The organism is Mesorhizobium sp. GW821-FHT04C10 (assembly GCF_059420305.1).
In genome coordinates this window covers 3,921,756-3,938,080 of sequence record NZ_JBWKTL010000001.1, presented here as the reverse complement: position 1 = coordinate 3,938,080, position 16,325 = coordinate 3,921,756, and the positions used below count along the sequence as shown (strand labels likewise).

19 protein-coding genes are annotated in these 16,325 nt (G+C 62.7%); 11 read left to right on the top strand and 8 right to left on the bottom strand.

The window, feature by feature from the left end; genetic code table 11:
* Positions 1-11: 11 nt before the first annotated feature.
* From AC07UC_RS19025 to AC07UC_RS19005, 5 genes are all read left to right on the top strand, one after another.
* Entirely contained in the window at positions 12-794 is a 783-nt protein-coding gene (locus AC07UC_RS19025; protein ID WP_140772971.1) for a formyl transferase, read from the top strand.
* Between the two features lie 204 nt (positions 795-998).
* Entirely contained in the window at positions 999-1,301 is a 303-nt protein-coding gene (locus AC07UC_RS19020) for a virulence factor (RefSeq protein WP_056572575.1), read from the top strand.
* Positions 1,294-1,890: a methylenetetrahydrofolate reductase C-terminal domain-containing protein gene (locus AC07UC_RS19015; RefSeq protein WP_140772969.1), complete on the top strand. Its 597-nt coding sequence runs from the start codon at positions 1,294-1,296 to the stop codon at positions 1,888-1,890. The genes AC07UC_RS19020 and AC07UC_RS19015 overlap by 8 nt, the downstream gene beginning before the upstream one ends.
* The gene (locus AC07UC_RS19010; protein ID WP_140772967.1) at positions 1,887-2,978 is read left to right on the top strand and encodes a methylenetetrahydrofolate reductase; all 1,092 of its coding nucleotides are present in this window, start codon (positions 1,887-1,889) and stop codon (positions 2,976-2,978) included. The genes AC07UC_RS19015 and AC07UC_RS19010 overlap by 4 nt, the downstream gene beginning before the upstream one ends.
* A gap of 82 nt (positions 2,979-3,060) precedes the next feature.
* A complete protein-coding gene (locus AC07UC_RS19005; RefSeq protein ID WP_056572581.1) occupies positions 3,061-4,035 on the top strand; it encodes a methyltetrahydrofolate cobalamin methyltransferase in 975 nt (324 codons plus the stop codon).
* 79 nt (positions 4,036-4,114) lie between these two features.
* Here the strand turns inward: AC07UC_RS19005 and AC07UC_RS19000 are convergent, their stop codons facing one another.
* The gene (locus AC07UC_RS19000; RefSeq protein ID WP_494907037.1) at positions 4,115-4,309 is read right to left on the bottom strand and encodes a hypothetical protein; all 195 of its coding nucleotides are present in this window, start codon (positions 4,307-4,309) and stop codon (positions 4,115-4,117) included.
* Between the two features lie 71 nt (positions 4,310-4,380).
* Here AC07UC_RS19000 and AC07UC_RS18995 point away from each other — a divergent pair, with 71 nt between their 5' ends.
* A complete protein-coding gene (locus AC07UC_RS18995) occupies positions 4,381-6,450 on the top strand; it encodes an ASKHA domain-containing protein (protein WP_494907036.1) in 2,070 nt (689 codons plus the stop codon).
* 29 nt (positions 6,451-6,479) lie between these two features.
* On the opposite strand, the gene AC07UC_RS18990 is transcribed toward AC07UC_RS18995, so the two are convergent.
* Entirely contained in the window at positions 6,480-7,505 is a 1,026-nt protein-coding gene (locus AC07UC_RS18990; RefSeq protein WP_494907035.1) for an acyltransferase family protein, read from the bottom strand.
* 296 nt (positions 7,506-7,801) lie between these two features.
* Between AC07UC_RS18990 and AC07UC_RS18985 the strand changes: the two genes are divergently transcribed.
* Together AC07UC_RS18985 and AC07UC_RS18980 are read left to right on the top strand one after the other, a co-directional pair.
* Positions 7,802-7,987 (top strand): hypothetical protein, encoded by a 186-nt coding sequence (locus tag AC07UC_RS18985; protein WP_056573465.1) that lies wholly within the window; start codon positions 7,802-7,804, stop codon positions 7,985-7,987.
* Positions 7,988-8,219: 232 nt separating this feature from the next.
* Positions 8,220-9,173, top strand: coding sequence for an alpha/beta hydrolase (locus tag AC07UC_RS18980; protein ID WP_140772961.1), 954 nt, complete (start codon positions 8,220-8,222; stop codon positions 9,171-9,173).
* Between the two features lie 27 nt (positions 9,174-9,200).
* Here the strand turns inward: AC07UC_RS18980 and AC07UC_RS18975 are convergent, their stop codons facing one another.
* Positions 9,201-10,100, bottom strand: coding sequence for a LysR substrate-binding domain-containing protein (locus AC07UC_RS18975; protein WP_027043894.1), 900 nt, complete (start codon positions 10,098-10,100; stop codon positions 9,201-9,203).
* A gap of 223 nt (positions 10,101-10,323) precedes the next feature.
* On the opposite strand from AC07UC_RS18975, the gene AC07UC_RS18970 reads away from it, so the two are divergent.
* From AC07UC_RS18970 to AC07UC_RS18960, 3 genes are all read left to right on the top strand, one after another.
* On the top strand, positions 10,324-10,509 hold the full coding sequence (locus AC07UC_RS18970) for a hypothetical protein (RefSeq protein ID WP_095199791.1): 186 nt from the start codon (positions 10,324-10,326) through the stop codon (positions 10,507-10,509).
* A gap of 341 nt (positions 10,510-10,850) precedes the next feature.
* Positions 10,851-10,985 (top strand): hypothetical protein, encoded by a 135-nt coding sequence (locus tag AC07UC_RS18965; RefSeq protein WP_081295128.1) that lies wholly within the window; start codon positions 10,851-10,853, stop codon positions 10,983-10,985.
* 344 nt (positions 10,986-11,329) lie between these two features.
* On the top strand, positions 11,330-12,268 hold the full coding sequence (locus AC07UC_RS18960; protein ID WP_413814136.1) for a GlxA family transcriptional regulator: 939 nt from the start codon (positions 11,330-11,332) through the stop codon (positions 12,266-12,268).
* Positions 12,269-12,272: 4 nt separating this feature from the next.
* On the opposite strand, the gene AC07UC_RS18955 is transcribed toward AC07UC_RS18960, so the two are convergent.
* The 5 genes from AC07UC_RS18955 to AC07UC_RS18935 all read right to left on the bottom strand — a co-directional run bounded on the left by AC07UC_RS18955 (position 12,273) and on the right by AC07UC_RS18935 (position 16,301).
* Positions 12,273-13,070, bottom strand: coding sequence for an ABC transporter ATP-binding protein (locus tag AC07UC_RS18955; protein ID WP_140772957.1), 798 nt, complete (start codon positions 13,068-13,070; stop codon positions 12,273-12,275).
* The gene (locus tag AC07UC_RS18950; protein ID WP_140772955.1) at positions 13,067-13,840 is read right to left on the bottom strand and encodes an ABC transporter permease; all 774 of its coding nucleotides are present in this window, start codon (positions 13,838-13,840) and stop codon (positions 13,067-13,069) included. The genes AC07UC_RS18955 and AC07UC_RS18950 overlap by 4 nt, the downstream gene beginning before the upstream one ends.
* Before the next feature lie 90 nt (positions 13,841-13,930).
* The gene (locus tag AC07UC_RS18945) at positions 13,931-14,881 is read right to left on the bottom strand and encodes an ABC transporter substrate-binding protein (protein WP_140772953.1); all 951 of its coding nucleotides are present in this window, start codon (positions 14,879-14,881) and stop codon (positions 13,931-13,933) included.
* 139 nt (positions 14,882-15,020) lie between these two features.
* The gene (locus AC07UC_RS18940; protein ID WP_494907034.1) at positions 15,021-15,362 is read right to left on the bottom strand and encodes a peptidase inhibitor family I36 protein; all 342 of its coding nucleotides are present in this window, start codon (positions 15,360-15,362) and stop codon (positions 15,021-15,023) included.
* Positions 15,363-15,452: 90 nt separating this feature from the next.
* Complete coding sequence (locus tag AC07UC_RS18935) at positions 15,453-16,301, bottom strand: DUF1194 domain-containing protein (protein WP_494907033.1); 849 nt, start codon at positions 16,299-16,301, stop codon at positions 15,453-15,455.
* Positions 16,302-16,325 lie beyond the last annotated feature (24 nt).

Here is a 16,325-nt window from a genome sequence, read left to right as displayed (position 1 = left end):
GGGAAGTGGCAATGTCCTCACCGGGAGCAACCAGCGCGCCGATCGTCGTCGTGACCGGCGGCGGCCAGCATGTCTGGGCCATGATCAACGCAATCGCCGATCGCGTTGGCCCTGTCAGCGTCATCCTCGAAATCCCTGAATCCAAAAAGCAATTGCTGCGTGGCCGGGCTCGCCGCCAGGGCTGGGTCTCGGCCATGGGCCAGCTTGGCACGATGGTGCTGAGCAGGTTAGGCAAGCGGCTTCTGGCCAGCCATGGCGCGCGATTGATCGCGGAGGAGAAACTTGAGGTCGAGCCGCGACCGGGCCAGGAGATCATCCAGGTGGCCTCGGCCAATGGGCCTGAGTGCCTGCAGGCGATCCAGAAGATCCAGCCAGGCGTCGTGCTGCTCAACGGTTGCCGGCTGATTTCGGCCGGGATGCTGAGCAAGATGCCTTGCCCGGTGCTCAACTACCATGCGGGCATCACGCCGAAATATCGCGGCATGAATGGTGGCTACTGGGCTCTGGTATCAGGCGACGCGCAGAATTTCGGCACGACTGTCCATCTCGTCGACGCTGGCGTCGACACTGGCGGCGTGCTGAAGCAGGCCCGCGGCAGACCGAAAAAAGGCGACACCATCTCAACTCACGCGCTGCGCCAGGCGGCGTTCTCACGCGACATCTGCGTCGAGGCCGTGCGCGATGCACTGGCCGGAAAACTCACGACGATCGACCCGGGACTGGCTTCGAAACAATGGTATCACCCGACGATCTGGTTCTACGTCTGGACCGGCCTCAGAACCGGAATCTGGTAGGCTCTTTTCAGCCCGGCACCGCATAAGGCAGGATGGCTTTTTCGGCATGCCGAACCTGCCGCAGATGCACGTCGCAAACGAATAAAGACACCTTTCATTTTACGACATTGAAATGCGTCGCTTTTGAATGCGCGCGCGTCGTCCCATAACAAGCGGCCCCATTGCGCATGCGGCAATGCTCGATAGTTCGAGGAGCGAGAATTCATGGCCGATCTTATCGTCGTCTACTGGCGCGACATCCCTGCCCAGGTCATCGTCAAGAAGGGCCGGCAGAACGCCAAGCGTGAGCTGCCGCTGCGCTTCACCGAGGCCATCGACATGTGCGCCATGCGCACCGGCGCCGGCGGCACCGACGACTATCTGGCCGAATGGCGCAAGGCCGATCCGGTCCCGGTTGGCGACGACCTCGAAGCCGAGGTCGAAAAGGCTTTTCAGGAGCTCGATGCGAAATACGACCGCGAGCGGCTTGTCGCTCTGGTCAAGGCGGGCGGGAAAGAAAATGTCTGAGACCAACCCGGCGGTTACCCAGGCCACCCTGGTCAAGAAGGCAGCGCCGAAATCCGACTACAAGCCGGCCGACGTGTCGCCGCAGCGCCGCGTGCAGCGTTCTTTCGCGGTAAGATTGTGGTCGATCCGGCATTCGCGCCTGCTCGAATGGTTTTACGCCCGCTTCGCCGACATGTTTCTGCTGCTGCACCCCTTGTGGAAAGGCATCGGCTACGGTCGCGTCGAGGCTCCGGTGAAATTCGTCGAGAAGCGCGTCAAGGGCTTCATGTTCGACTGCCGCATGTGCGGCCAGTGCATCCTGTCCTCGACCGGCATGTCATGCCCGATGAATTGCCCCAAGCAGTTGCGCAACGGTCCCTGCGGCGGTGTGCGCGCCAACGGCAATTGCGAGGTGGAGCCCGACATGCCCTGCGTCTGGGTCAAGGCCTGGGAAGGTTCGCAGAACATGGTCAATAGCGACAAGATCCTGGCCGTGCAGAAGCCGGTCGACCAGTCGTTGCGCGAAACGTCAGCCTGGCTGCGGGTCACCGCGCAGGCGGCGGCGACCCGTGAAGCCGCTGCCGCGCCAAAGACCGGAGCCGCCGCATGACCGCTCGCCAGCGCGACGAAAACCCGGCCGGCATTCACCTGCCGCTCGATCCCCTGCCCGGCCACTCTTCCCGCGGCCGGCTGGAGCGCGTGCTGCGGCGCGGTGAATTCGCGGTGACGACCGAGCTCAATCCCCCAGACAGCGCCGACCCCGAGGACGTCTACAACAGGGCGAAGATCTTCGATGGCTGGGTCGACGCCATCAATGCCGTCGATGCCTCGGGCGCCAACTGCCACATGTCCTCGGTCGGCATCTGCGCGCTTCTGACCCGCATGGGCTATGCCCCGATCATGCAGATCGCCTGCCGCGACAAGAACCGCATCGCCATCCAGGGCGACGTGCTGGGCGGCGCCGCCATGGGTGTCGCCAACATGCTGTGCCTGACCGGCGACGGCGTGCAGGCCGGCGACCAGCCCGGCGCCAAGCCGGTGTTCGACCTCGATTCCATGTCGCTGCTCGAAACCGTCCGCATCATGCGCGACAACGGCAAGTTCCTGTCCGGCCGCAAGCTGACGACGCCGCCGCAGGTCTTCCTGGGTGCTGCCGTCAACCCGTTCGCGCCGCCCTTCGATTTCCGCCCGATCCATCTTGGCAAGAAGATAGCCGCCGGCGCGCAGTTCGTGCAGACGCAGTATTGTTTCGACGTGCCGATGTTCAAGACCTTCATGCAGAAGGCCCGCGACCTCGGCCATACCGAGAAAGTGTTCGTCCTGTGCGGCGTCGGCCCCCTCGCCTCGGCCAAGACCGCCAAGTGGATCCGCTCCAACGTGCCGGGTATCCATATCCCGGACGCCGTCATCAAGCGGCTGGAGGGTGCCCAGGACCAGAAGAAGGAAGGCAAGCAGCTCTGCATCGACATCATCAACGAGGTGAAGGAAATCCCCGGCATTTCGGGCATCCATGTGATGGCCTACCGCCAGGAGGAATATGTCGCCGAGATCGTCGATGAATCGGGCGTGCTCAAGGGCCGCCAGCCGTGGAAGCGCGAGATCCGTCGCGACGACCAGATGGTTGCCGATCGGCTGGACCACATCCTGCATGACGAGATTACCGAAACCCAGGTGGATATGGTGAAGACCGCGCACTGATCCCGCACGGAGCATCAGCATTTGCTTGATCGAAAAGAGATAACGATATAAAGAACTCTTTATATCACGACGGAGAGATTTCATGACCCGGACCATCGTTGCCTCGGCGACACGAGAAATCATCATCGGCTTCGACCAGCCCTTCTGCGTGATTGGCGAGCGCATCAACCCGACCGGCCGCAAGAAGCTCGCCGCCGAGATGGTGGCCGGCAATTTCGAGACCGTCATCAAGGACGCGCTGGAACAGGCCGCCTGCGGCGCCACCATGCTCGACGTCAATGCCGGCGTCACCGCGGTCGACCCCAATGCGACCGAGCCGGCGCTGCTGGTGCAGACGCTGGAGATCGTGCAGGGTCTCGTCGACCTGCCGCTGTCGATCGACAGCTCGGTCACCGCCGCGATCGAGGCGGCACTCAAGGTCGCCAAGGGCCGCCCGCTGGTCAACTCCGTCACCGGCGAGGAGGAAAAGCTCGAGGCCATCCTGCCGCTGATCAAGAAATACAACGTCCCGGTCGTCGCCATCTCCAATGACGAGACCGGCATTTCGATGGATCCGGATGTGCGCTTCGCCGTCGCCAAGAAGATCGTGCAGCGCTGCGCCGATTTCGGCATTCCGGCGCACGACGTCGTCGTCGACCCGCTGGTCATGCCGATCGGCGCGCTGGGCGACGCCGGCCGCCAGGTGTTCGCGCTGCTGCGCCGCCTGCGCGAGGAGCTCAAGGTCAACACCACCTGCGGCCTGTCCAACATCTCCTTCGGCCTGCCGCATCGCCATGGCATCAACGCCGCCTTCATCCCGATGGTGATCGGCGCCGGCATGACCTCGGCGATCATGAACCCGGTGCGGCCGCAGGAAATGGAAGCCGTGCGCGGCGCCAATGTGCTGAACGGCACCGACGAGAACTGCACCAACTGGATCAGGACCTACAAGGACTACAAGCCTGCCGAAGGCGGCCAGGCGGTTGCGGCGCCGACGCAGGTCAATGCTCCCGGCGAAGGCGGCGGCAATGGCGGACGCCGGCGCGGCGGACGTGAAGCCCGGATGGCCAGGGGATAAGCGCGCAATCGTGAACCGAACCGCAAACCACGCTGAACCGATCGCATCATTGATGCGGTCGGACGCGTCTGCTTTGCGTTCAGGCGACGCCTTGTACGGCGTCGAACAACGCCACTCCCGTCCACGATCCGAATATACCGGTCGCGCCGCCTGCGATTCCGGTGGCCAGGCATTGCGAATTGCGCAGCCATGGGCCCTTGAGCAGCCGCACCATGGTGAAGGCGGTGAATATGCCGGAAAGCAGGAGATCGGACATGATCGGTCTCTGGACCATCAGACATTCCGCCCAATCCTGAGACGATCCGTTAAACGGTATCGACAATTCTTACCGAGACACGTGCAAGCATGAATTCTCCCGCCAACATCACCGATCCGCTCGTGCTGTTCATGCCGTCGGGCAAGCGCGGCCGGTTTCCCGTCGGCACGCCGGTGCTGGATGCCGCGCGCCAGCTCGGCGTCTATGTGGAGAGCGTCTGCGGCGGCCGCGCCACGTGCGGGCGCTGCCAGATCGAGGTACAGGAAGGCAATTTCGCCAAGCACAAGATCGTCTCCTCCAACGATCACATTTCGCCCAAGGGGCCCAAGGAAGAGCGCTATGAGCGCGTGCGCGGCTTGCCCGAACGGCGCCGCCTGTCCTGCTCGGCGCAGATCCTCGGCGACCTCGTCATCGACGTGCCGCAGGATACCGTCATCAATGCGCAGACCATCCGCAAGGATGCCGATACCAGGGTGATCGCCCGCGATACGGCGATCCGCATGTGCTATGTCGAGATCGAAGAGCCCGACATGCACAAGCCGCTCGGCGACCTCGACCGGTTGAAGATCGCGCTGATGAAGGATTGGGGCTTTAAAAACCTCGAATTCGATTTCTACCTGCTGCCGCAGGTGCAGGGCATATTGCGCAAGGGCAACTGGACCGCCACCGCCGCCATCCACAAGGATGCCGACAGCGACATCGCACGCGTCATCGCGCTGTGGCCGGGCCTCAAGAACGAGGCCTATGGCCTGGCCTGCGACATCGGCTCGACCACCATCGCCATGCATCTGGTGTCGCTGCTCTCGGGCCGTGTCGCCGCTTCGTCCGGCACGTCGAACCCGCAGATCCGCTTCGGCGAGGATCTGATGAGCCGGGTCTCCTATGTGATGATGAACCCGGATGGCCGCGAAGGCATGACGGTGGCTGTGCGCGAGGCGATCTCCAGCCTCGTCGACAAGGTCTGCGCGGAAGGCAATGTCCAGCGCAACGACATCCTGGATTCCGTCTTCGTCGGCAATCCGATCATGCACCATCTGTTCCTCGGCATCGATCCGACCGAACTCGGCGGCGCCCCCTTCGCGCTCGCCGTCTCGGGCGCGGTGCGCATCAAGGCCTCCGATATCGGCCTCAAGCTCAACCAAGGCGCTCGCCTCTACATGCTGCCTTGCATCGCCGGCCATGTCGGCGCCGATGCCGCGGCGGTCACGCTGTCGGAAGGCCCGCATCGCCAGGACGAGATGATGCTGATCGTCGACGTAGGCACCAACGCCGAGATCGTGCTTGGCAATCGTGCGCGGGTCGTGGCTGCTTCATCTCCCACCGGCCCCGCTTTCGAAGGCGCCGAAATCTCCGGCGGCCAGCGTGCCGCGCCCGGCGCCATCGAGCGCGTGCGCATCGACCCCGAGACGCTGGAGCCCAAATACCGCGTCATCGGCTCCGAACTGTGGTCCGACGAGCCAGGCTTCCTCGACAGCGTGCAGGCAACGGGCGTTACCGGCATCTGCGGTTCCGGCATCATCGAGATCGTGGCGGAGATGTATCTCGCCGGCATTATTTCCGAGGATGGCGTCGTCGACGGATCGCTCAGCTTGCGCTCGCCCCGGGTCGTCGCCAACGGCCGAACCTTCTCCTACGTGCTGAAGGAAGGCGAACCAAAGATCACCATCACCCAGACCGACGTGCGCGCCATCCAGCTCGCCAAGGCCGCCCTTTACGCCGGCACCAAGCTGCTGATGGAAAAGCAGAACACCGAACATGTCGATCGCATCCACTTCGCCGGCGCTTTCGGCTCCTTTATCGACCCGAAATACGCCATGGTGCTGGGCCTGATCCCCGATTGCGACCTCGACAAGGTCTCGGCCGTCGGCAACGCCGCCGGCGCCGGCGCACGCATGGCGCTCTTGAATCGCGGCTATCGCCGCGAGATCGAGGAGACGGTGAGCCAGATCGAGAAGATCGAGACTGCCCTGGAGCCGAAATTCCAGGAGCATTTCGTCTACGCCATGGCGCTGCCCAACAAGGTCGATCCGTTCCCGAAATTGTCGGCGGCGGTGAAACTGCCGCCACGCAAGACGGTCAGCGAGGATGGTGTCGCCGGCGACGCCACCCCGCGCCGGCGCTCGCGCGAAGGCCACGCGGCACGACGCGGCCGCGAATAGCGTTCGCGCGGGACTGTCATTCGAAATTGCTACTCGACCGCGGCGCCAAGCTGAACCGCGGCATGTCTGATCGCAGGTTCTTTGCGGCGTGCCCGATTGAACAGCCGGATCAGGGGTTTTTCGATTGCCAGGTAGAGCAAGGCGGAGGCAGCCAGGCTGAGCATGACCAGCAACACAGGTCGCCAGCCGGACGGAACGCCCAGCCGCAGCAAAACGCCTGTCATGATGATCGCCACCAGCACATGCCACAAATAGATCGAATACGAGGCTTCGCCCACGAACTGGAGCCAGGCCCAGGGCTTTGAAGGCCGGGCACGCTCCGCAAAAACCGCTCCGCCCAGAATCAACGTCGCCGGGACGCCCCAGCGCAGCACGCGCGGCATTTCCGGATCAAGCGCCTGGGCGAGCCCAAGCAGGATTACCCCGCCACCAATCAAAGACAGGGCCAGGATCAGCTGAAGCTTGATGTCCTTCATCCACAATCTTCCGATGACGACGCCGGCTCCGAACTCAAGCACGATGGGCGACGTGAAAGCGCTGGCGTATCCCCTCAGCCAGAACAGGTGCAAAACGACAATGGCCAGCAATGCGCCGACCGTTGCAGCGAGACGCCGCTTCTCATCAAGCAGCAGCGCCAGCGCGAAGATGATGTAGAACATCATCTCGTAGCAGAGCGTCCAGCCTTGGATGACCACCGGATGCAGCGAACCATTCTGCAGGACGGGCAGGAAAAACAGAGACCCGATAAGATTATCCCAGCTGAGCTCATGCCCGTAAAAAAACTGCGGCTTGAGGAATATACCGGCCGCGGTCACCAATGTGACGATCCAGTAAAGCGGTACGATGCGAACTATGCGCCGCCACATGAATTGCCGCGGGTCGGTGGGGCGGCGCGCCGTCGTCACCCACATGATGAAACCGCTTATGACGAAGAAGATGTCGACGCCTGCCGCTCCAACGGCGAAAGGCCCGTTGAACTGTTCGCTGACGTGGAAACAGACGACCGCGACGGCAGCGAACGCGCGAAGATACTGAATGCTGTGAATCTCGCCCACGCCCCATACCCCTGTTAGCATCCCCATGCTGCACTGCACAATAACAGGCATTCCTCGACCGGTGTCAACTCTCCGATTTCGGGGGCATGCATGAGTCGAGGCCGGGCCGGCATGCCTGCCTATCCGGGCACGCGCACTGATTTCATTTGCATGCAAATGTTTCCGGATCGCCGGATCCGGAAACCAAAACGCTGTTTTCACGAAATCCATCCGATACATAACGAGCGCATTTAGCGGACATCGAACGGCGGCCAGGGACGATCCTCGGCCGCCGTCGTCCTTCAAGGGAGATGAAAATGTCGATGTTCGAAAATCTTGGCCGGTTCGGTGTGACCATCAGGCAGACCCATGCCAGGAACAAGGCGATCCGCGCGCTGAACAGCCTGCCGGCGCATGTCCAGAAGGACATTGGCTGGCCGGCTTCGCCGCCGAGCGATCCGCAGGCCGCGCTCACCTCGCTGCTTCTGGGCACGCCGCGCTGATGACCTTTGCCGACAAATGCAAACTGCTCGGCAGGCGCCGGGGATCTCGCACATCCCCGGCCCGAACCAGCAACCGGCTGCGCGTGGCGCTTTTGCCGCGCCGCTGACACGGAGCGCGCATCACACCGACGTGTGGACACGGCGTGAATCTTGACATTTTTGGCCAACGCACGATCTTCGCAAGAGATGGGGAATTCTCTTAGTCGGCTGCAGCCGAAGTTCGTGTATCCGCATGCCAAGTTTGAAAAGCCACGTCGTTTCCTTCGTGCTCAGGCACAGCCGCAAGAAGGCGTTTTCCAGCCCTGAAAACCTGCAGCGCTGGATCGCGGCCGCGCGCAAGACCGAGGATCACCATCCGCCGGCCTCGCTACACCAGCGTTTCGACATCGAGACACGCACCGTCGACGGCTTTCCGGTCTACGAAATTGCTCCCAGAGCCGGAGAGCACAGGCGGATTCTCTACCTGCATGGCGGTGCTTACGTCTTTGAAATCACACCCTACCACTGGCATCTGATCGCCGAGATGGCCGACCGGCTGGGTTACGGCATCACCGTGCCGATCTATCCCATCGCCCCGGAACACGATTTCCACGCCATGTTCGGCATGGTCGGCGATGTCTATCGCCAGATGCTGGACGAGACGGAACCGGAGGATATCATCTTCATGGGCGATTCCGCCGGCGGCAACATGGCCGTGGTGCTGACCATGATGGCTGCCGAAGAGGCCCTGCCCTTGCCGTCGCGCCATGTGCTGATCTCACCCGGGCTCGACATGTCGCTTTCCAATCCCGAGCTGTTCGAGGCAGAGCGCAACGACCCCTGGCTCGGCATCCCGGGCGGCCTCGAGGCGATCCGGATGTACAGTGCCGGCATGGACCGCAGCGACTGGCATATCAGCCCGGTCTACGGCGATCTCTCGGTGCTGCCGAAAACGCTGATGCTGACGGGCTCGCGTGATCTTCTGACCCCCGACAATCTGATCTTCGCCGAAAAGGCGCGGGCAGCCGGCGTCGAGGTCGATGTCGTCCACGAGGAAGGCATGTTCCACGTCTGGCCGCTGATCGACATGCCGGAATCACGACGCGCTCGCCAGCACATCGTTGCGTTCCTCAGCGAGAATCGCTCACCGGTCAGGCAAGACAGGAAGACAAGGTTTGAAGCACCCTCCGCCGAGGCGGCGGAGTAACGCTTGTCGCTTCGATCCGGCGGCGGATCAGAACTTGCCTGTTTCCCGGAACACTTCGAACGTCGCACGGATGTGGTCAGCGACGGCCTTGACCGGCGCGCTGGCGTCCGGGGCCACCACCATGGCAAGATTGTAGGTGCCGATATCGGGCATGCCGTCCTTCGGGCAGAGCTCGACCATGTCGTTACCGAGGAATGACCGCGGCAGCGGCGCGACCGCGAGGTCGGCCATGATCGCGGCACGCTGGCCGGCCGTATGCGCGCTCATGTAGGCGACGCGATAGTTGCGGCCCTCGCGCCCCAGCGCATCGAGCGCGCCGGCTCGCCAGGCGCAGCCCTCCTCCCACAGCGACACCGGCAACGGTTCGCGCAGATGCGCGCAGCCGCCCTTGGCGCCGGCCCACACGATCGGTTCGGTCAAAAGCACCTCGGCGCCGAGCGCGCTGGTCTTGTAGGAGTTGGTCAGAAGCGTGATGTCGAGCGCGCGATCGTCCATGCGCCGGCGCAGATTGCTGCTCTGGTCTATGGTGACATCGACGGCGATCGAGGGGTGCGACTGCGCGAAGCGCTTCAGCACATGCGGCAGCACGCGCTCGCCATAATCATCCGGCGAGCCGAGCCGCACCACACCGACAATCTCGGGAATGATGAATTTCGACACCACCTCGCGGTTGATCGACAGCAGCCTGCGGGCATAGCCGAGCAGCATCTCGCCGTCCGTGGTCAAAGACACCGAGCGGGCGTCGCGCGCGAACACCGAGCGGCCAAGAATGTCTTCCAGCTTCTTGATCTGCATCGACACCGCCGACGGCGTACGAAAGACGGCATTGGCGGCGGTGGTGAAGCTGCCGGTCTCGGCAATGGCCACGAAAGTGCGCAAAACGTCGAGATCGAGCAGTGGCAGCGGATGATTAAGCGGGGCGTTCATGGCGATCAGCCTTCAATTTTTCTGATACAAAGCATCATTCCATTTCGTTTGATTGAACATCAGATCGGGAGCATAGTCAACTCCATCGATTGAGGATGCTGCCACAAGCAGCCATGAAACGACCACGACACAGACCTGCAATCGACACGAAATGAAGCTGAAACAAACCTGACTTAACAGTCGCTGCCCTGGCATCCCTGCCAGGCGCGCAAGGAGAAATGAAATGTCTATCCTGTCGTCCCTCGGCCGCATCGCGACCGAATTCAGCGCGGCCCGCGCCCGCTACCAGACCGAACGCGCCATCCGTTCCCTGCCGATCGAACTGCAGAAGGATATCGGCTGGCCTGAGGCATCCGACACCAAGACCGGCATTCGCAACGGCGTCGGATCCTGGGCTGGAGCAAAGTAAACCGTGTGTAGCAAATGCTGAAGGCCTGCCGCGCGCACCCAGCCCGGCAGGCCTTCCCTATTTTATTTGCATTCAAATGAGTCTAGAAGCCATGTCGCCAACGCATGGCGCATATGAGCAAGCCGCATAGCGACACGGGTTTCGAACTAACGCTCTGTAAACAATTGTAAATTTCGGGCACTCTGCCCAAAATTGTCGCATTCGGTGTCGCATTTCATATCAAGCGCTTCGCTTTTGCGATTTAGTTTCTGCTCACACAAGCCTATATCAGCGCCAGCAAACGAGCTGCCCCACTCCATCAAGCGAAGGCGACCCGTCTGAGCAACCGATTGGAGATGATCATGAAGCTTTTTTCCCGCCTCTTTGCCCGCCGCGAAATGAACCTGACCACCGCTCTCGAGCGTCAGCGCCTTGCCAACACCATGCCCGGCCAGACCGGCGCGATGGCTGCGGCGCGCCTCGGCTTCGTCGCCTGACCATTTTTGCAAGGCAGCGCTTCCCTGCCGCTGCTTCAAGACTGTAGCGCCGCCTGGCTCCGGCCACGGCGGCGTTTTTGTTCGCCTTTGCGCATTTTGCCCGTCGTTTGGACAGTTGATGCCGCGCCTCGGGGCATCGCGAACAGCAATTGCCCATTTGCGACCCATGTCGCAAATTTAATCTTGCCCAGGCGGCGTAGCCGATTGACAAGCATGATTTTTCCTGATGTCGCTATGCTATTCGCGACATCCTGTTCGCGTCATGGCCAGATGAGGTTCCCGTGAACGCCGTCAAGCATCCGATCAAGCGATCGTTTGTGTTCTTCCTTATCCCCGATTTCACCATGATCGCTTTTGCGACCGCGCTCGACCCGCTGCGCTCCGCCAACCGCATGCTCGGCTACGAAGCCTATCGCTGGCGCCTCGCCAGCATCGATGGCAAGCCGGTGCGCGCCTCGAACGGCGTCGAATGCGCGGTCAACACCTCGCTGGAGGACGAGCGCAAGAAGATGGCCGGCCCCGATCGGCCCAACATGGCCATCGTCTGCAGCGGCATCAACGTCGAGCGTTACCAGAACAAGTCGGCCTTTGCCTGGCTGCGCGAAGAGTACAATCGCGGCGTCGCCGTCGGCGGCCTGTGCACCGGGGCGCATATCCTCGCCGCCGCCGGCCTGCTGTCCAACAAGCGCTGCGCCATCCATTGGGAAAACCTGCCGGGCTTCTCCGAGGCGTTTCCGAAGGCCAATGTCTTTGCCGACCTCTTCGAGATCGATCAGAACATCTACACTTGCGCCGGCGGCACAGCCGCGCTTGACATGATGCTGAAGCTGATCGGCGACGATTTCGACGAGAGCCTCGTCAATCGCGTCTGCGAGCAGGTGCTGACCGACCGCGTGCGCAGCCCGACCGACCGCCAGCGCCTGCCGCTGCGGGCTCGCCTTGGCGTGCAGAACTCGAAAGTGCTGACCATCATCGAATTGATGGAGGCGAACCTCTCCGAGCCATTGTCGCTGATCGAGATCGCCGACCATGTCGACCTGTCGCGCCGCCAGATCGAACGCCTGTTCCGCACCGAGATGGGCCGTTCCCCTGCCCGCTACTACCTGGAAATCCGGCTCGACCGCGCCAGGCATCTGCTGATCCAGTCCTCGCTACCGGTCGTCGAGGTGGCGGTCGCCTGCGGCTTCGTCTCGGCTTCGCATTTCTCCAAATGCTACCGCGAGCTCTATGCCCGCTCGCCGCAGCAGGAGCGTGTCGACCGCAAGCAATTGCTGGCGGCCTGACGGATCAAGCCTCCGCCGGCTGGCCCTGTGCCGTGCGCATTGCCTCGACGCGGATGTCCTCGGTCAGCCGCGCCTTCAGCGCCGAGAATTCCGGACTGGTCTTGAGCGTGTAATGGCGCGGATGCGGGAGGTCGATGGCGACATCCGACTTGATGCGGCCTGGCCGTGCCGTCATCACGATGACGCGCGAGGCCATGAAGATCGCCTCCTCGATGTCGTGGGTGACGAACAGCACCGTCTTCTTGCGCCGCTCCCATATGCCGAGCAAGAGCTCCTGCATCAGCCCGCGCGTCTGGTTGTCCAGCGCCCCGAACGGCTCGTCCAGCAACAGGATCTCGGGATCGTTGGCGAGGGCGCGGGCGATCGCCGTGCGCTGCTGCATGCCGCCGGAGAGCTGCTTCGGCCAATGGTTCTCGAACCCTTTCAGGCCGACGAGATCGACATAGGACGCAACGATTGCGTCCCGCTCCTTTTGCGCCATGCCGCGTTCGCGCAGGCCAAAGGCGATGTTTTCGGCGACCGTCAGCCACGGAAACAATGTGTAGGACTGGAAGACCATGCCGCGATCCGGCCCCGGTCGGGTCACCGCCTTGCCGTCGAGCAGCACACGGCCCTCGCTTGGCGCCTCGAGACCGGCGACGATCCTGAGCAGTGTCGATTTTCCGCAGCCGGACGGACCAAGGATGGTGATGAAGTCATTGGCGGCGACCGCCAGGTCGACCGGCATCAGAGCCTTGACCGGCTGTCCGCCGCGCACGCCGGCAAAGGTGCGCGAAACGCCCTCGATGAGAAGCTTGCTCACGCCAGGCTCCATGGAAAGAGCCAGCGGTTGAACGCCTTGAAGGCGAAATCGGACAACAGTCCGATCAGCCCGATGACGATGATGCCGAAAATGATCTGTCCGGTCGCCAGGCGCGACTGGCTGTTGATGATCATGTAGCCGATACCGGAGGACGAGCCGATCAGTTCGGCGACGATGACATAGGTCCACGCCCAGCCTAGCACCAGCCGCAGCGTCTCGGCGATTTCAGGCGCATTGGCCGGCATGATCACCCGCTTGACGATGCTGTTGTTCGTCGAGCCAAGCGTATAGGCGGCCTCGACGAGGTCGCGCCGCGTCGACCCCACCTTGACGGCGATGATCAGGATGATCTGGAACACCGAGCCGACGAAGATGACCAGCAGCTTTTCCAGTTCACCAATGCCGGCCCACAGGATGAGCAGAGGAATGAAGGCCGAGGCCGGCAGATAGCGGGCGAAGGAGACGAAGGGCTCCAGGAAAGCTTCCACGGGCTTCCATGCCCCCATCGCGATGCCGAGCGGCACGGCTACGACCGACGCCAGTACAAAACCGCCAAAGACCCGCCAGATGGTGATCAGTATGTCGAGCCAGAAACGGTCCTCGACAAGCAGCCGCCAGCCGTCCCTGAGCATCGACAGCGGGTCGGCGAGGAAGATGCGGTTGACGTGACCGCCAAGCGTGATCCAGGCCCAGAACGCGATGAACAGCACGAAGAAGGAAATGCCGAGCGCGGTTCGCAGGCCCGGCGAAACTGGATGCAACGGGCGCATCTTTACATCGTCCCCATCTTCAAATTGTCGCGTGTCGAGGAGAGAACGGCGGCGCCAGGCGCCGCCGTGATGGGGCAAAGGCCGGGAAGATCAGTTCGCCACCGCGCTGGTATCGGCCAGCGTGGCGACGTCAGGCGCTTCCTTGATCAGCCCCATCTGCAGCAGCAGCTCGCCGGCGGTCTTGGAAAAATCCTGGAATTCCTTGGTGAAGAACTGCTTGTTTTCGGCCTTGTCGGCCCATTTCAGGTATTTCGCCGAATCCTCGAATTCCTTGGCGGACTGTTTCACGTCGGCGCCCATGATCTCGTAGGATTTCTGCGGGTCGCTCTTGATCAGGGCGAGCGCGTCGAAATAGCTGTCGGCGAGCGCCTTGGCGGCATCGGGATTGGCCTTGAGGAATTCGGGCGTGCAGCCAACCGTGTCGAGCACCATCGGATAGTCGAGCGTGGTCGCCAGTATGTGGCCCTGGTCGGCCTTGTCGCGCACGGCCGAGATGAACGGCTCATAGGTGACCGCCGCATCGTTCTGGCCGGCAAGGAAGGCCTGCGCCGCCGCATCCGGCTCCAGATTGACGACCGTCACGTCCTTGGTCGACATGCCGTTCTTGTTCAGCACCCAGGCAAGCAGGAAATAGGGCGATGTGCCCGGCGCCGAGGAGGCGACGTTCTTGCCCTTGAGATCGGCGACGGTCTTGATGTCGTTGCGCACGACAATGCCGTCCGCGCCATAGGATTTGTCGAGCTGGAAGATCTGCTTGGTGGTCACCCCGCTGGCGTTCCACACCAGCCAGGTTTCGACCGTGGTGGCGGCGCATTGCAGGTCGCCGCTGGCGATGGCGAGCGGCCGGCTGGCCTGAGGCACCTTCTTCAAGGTCACGTCGAGGCCGTGCTTCTCGAAGAGGCCCGCCTGCTTGGCAAGCGTCAGCGGTGCGAAGCCGGTCCAGCCGCTGATGCCGATGGTGACCGATGTGGCGGCCATCACCGGCGCGGAGAGACCCGCAGCAAGCGTCAAAGTGGCGGCAAAAATGGTGGTCCTGTTCATATGAGTTCCCCTTTTGTTTCTCTGGGGGAATTGTTCACTGACGCCAATCGGCTTGTCAATCAACAGGAACGTGTTTGGCGGCGCTGCCGGCAGGCACGCCCCGTGGCCGACGCTGGGCAAGGCTAAAACCCTGCCGTCCTCAATAGCCGTCGCAATAGCACTCGGCCGACGAGATGCGATCGTTCCAGTCGCCACCCAATTCACGGGCCCTGCGCCTGATCTCGATCGATTGCCCCCTCATATTCGTATCCTCATAGGCCACAAGTGTGCAGCCCCGGCGAACGAACACCGACGACACGCGGTCGTTCCAGAACTGGCCACCGCGAAAATTCACGGAATCGTCGGGGCCCATTTCGATCGACCGCCCGCGAAAATTCACGTGCTCGAACATGACGCAGGCGGGCTGGTCATTGTACTGGGCGCTGGCGCCGTCGGCAAAAAGCACGGACGCGACAGCTGTCAGGATGGCAAGGCGTTTCATCTGATGTTTCCTCGGTTTCGGCCGCGGCCCCCACCTGCTGGATAGCGCGGCCCGACCGTTTTGCCAATGCTTGCCGCGCCGTTGCCCGGCCTAGCGGCTGTCCAGCATCCAGCTGCGGTTGCGCCACATTTTCTCGCCGATCTGGCAGTCGGCGGCCGGCTTGTCCTGCGCCAGCACCACTGGCGGATGGTCCGCCTCCTCCGCCGCCCATTGCGGTGACGCCGGACCGGCGAGTTCCAGCACCAGCTTGCGGCGGATGGCTTCGGGAAATTGCGTCCAGTCGTTGACCGGGATCATGAAGGCACCGGGGCCGCCTATGACGCAGTCGCTGTAGTAGCGGTCGAGATCACTGACGTCATAGGCGCCCGAAAATCCGCCTCGGGTCATCAGCGGCAGGCCGTTGATGACGATGCCTTGCCTGACCACCCCGTCGCGGGTGAGATTGACCGGCGCGCCCTGATTGTTGGGACCGTCGCCCGAAATATCGATGACCCGCTTGGTACCCTGGTAGCCGCTTTCGGCGAAAAGATCGCTGCCGAACTCCAGCGCGCCTGAAATCGAGGTGCGGCGCGCGCTGTTGGGCGGCTGGGCGGACAACTGCGCCACCACTCGCTCGGCATCGGCGCGGTTGGCGATGACAGTCCACGGCACGATGACGCGTTGCCATGTGGTACCGGCCCATTCGACATAGGTGACGGCGATCTTGCCATAGGCGCCATCGGCGATCGCCTGCAGCACATTGTCATGCGTCAGGGCCGCCGCGTAGCCGTGTCGCTGGATCTCGAGCTCATCCGCCGACATCGACAGCGAGACATCCACCGCCAGCACCAGCTCGACATCGACCGGCTCGTCCGCGCGGGATTCCGGGGCCTGCCAGACCATCAGCGCCAGCGCGGCGCAGCCGGAAATGAGATGTCTTGCATACGGGAAAGCAGACATGCCGCAAGGGTAAGCCAAAACGGC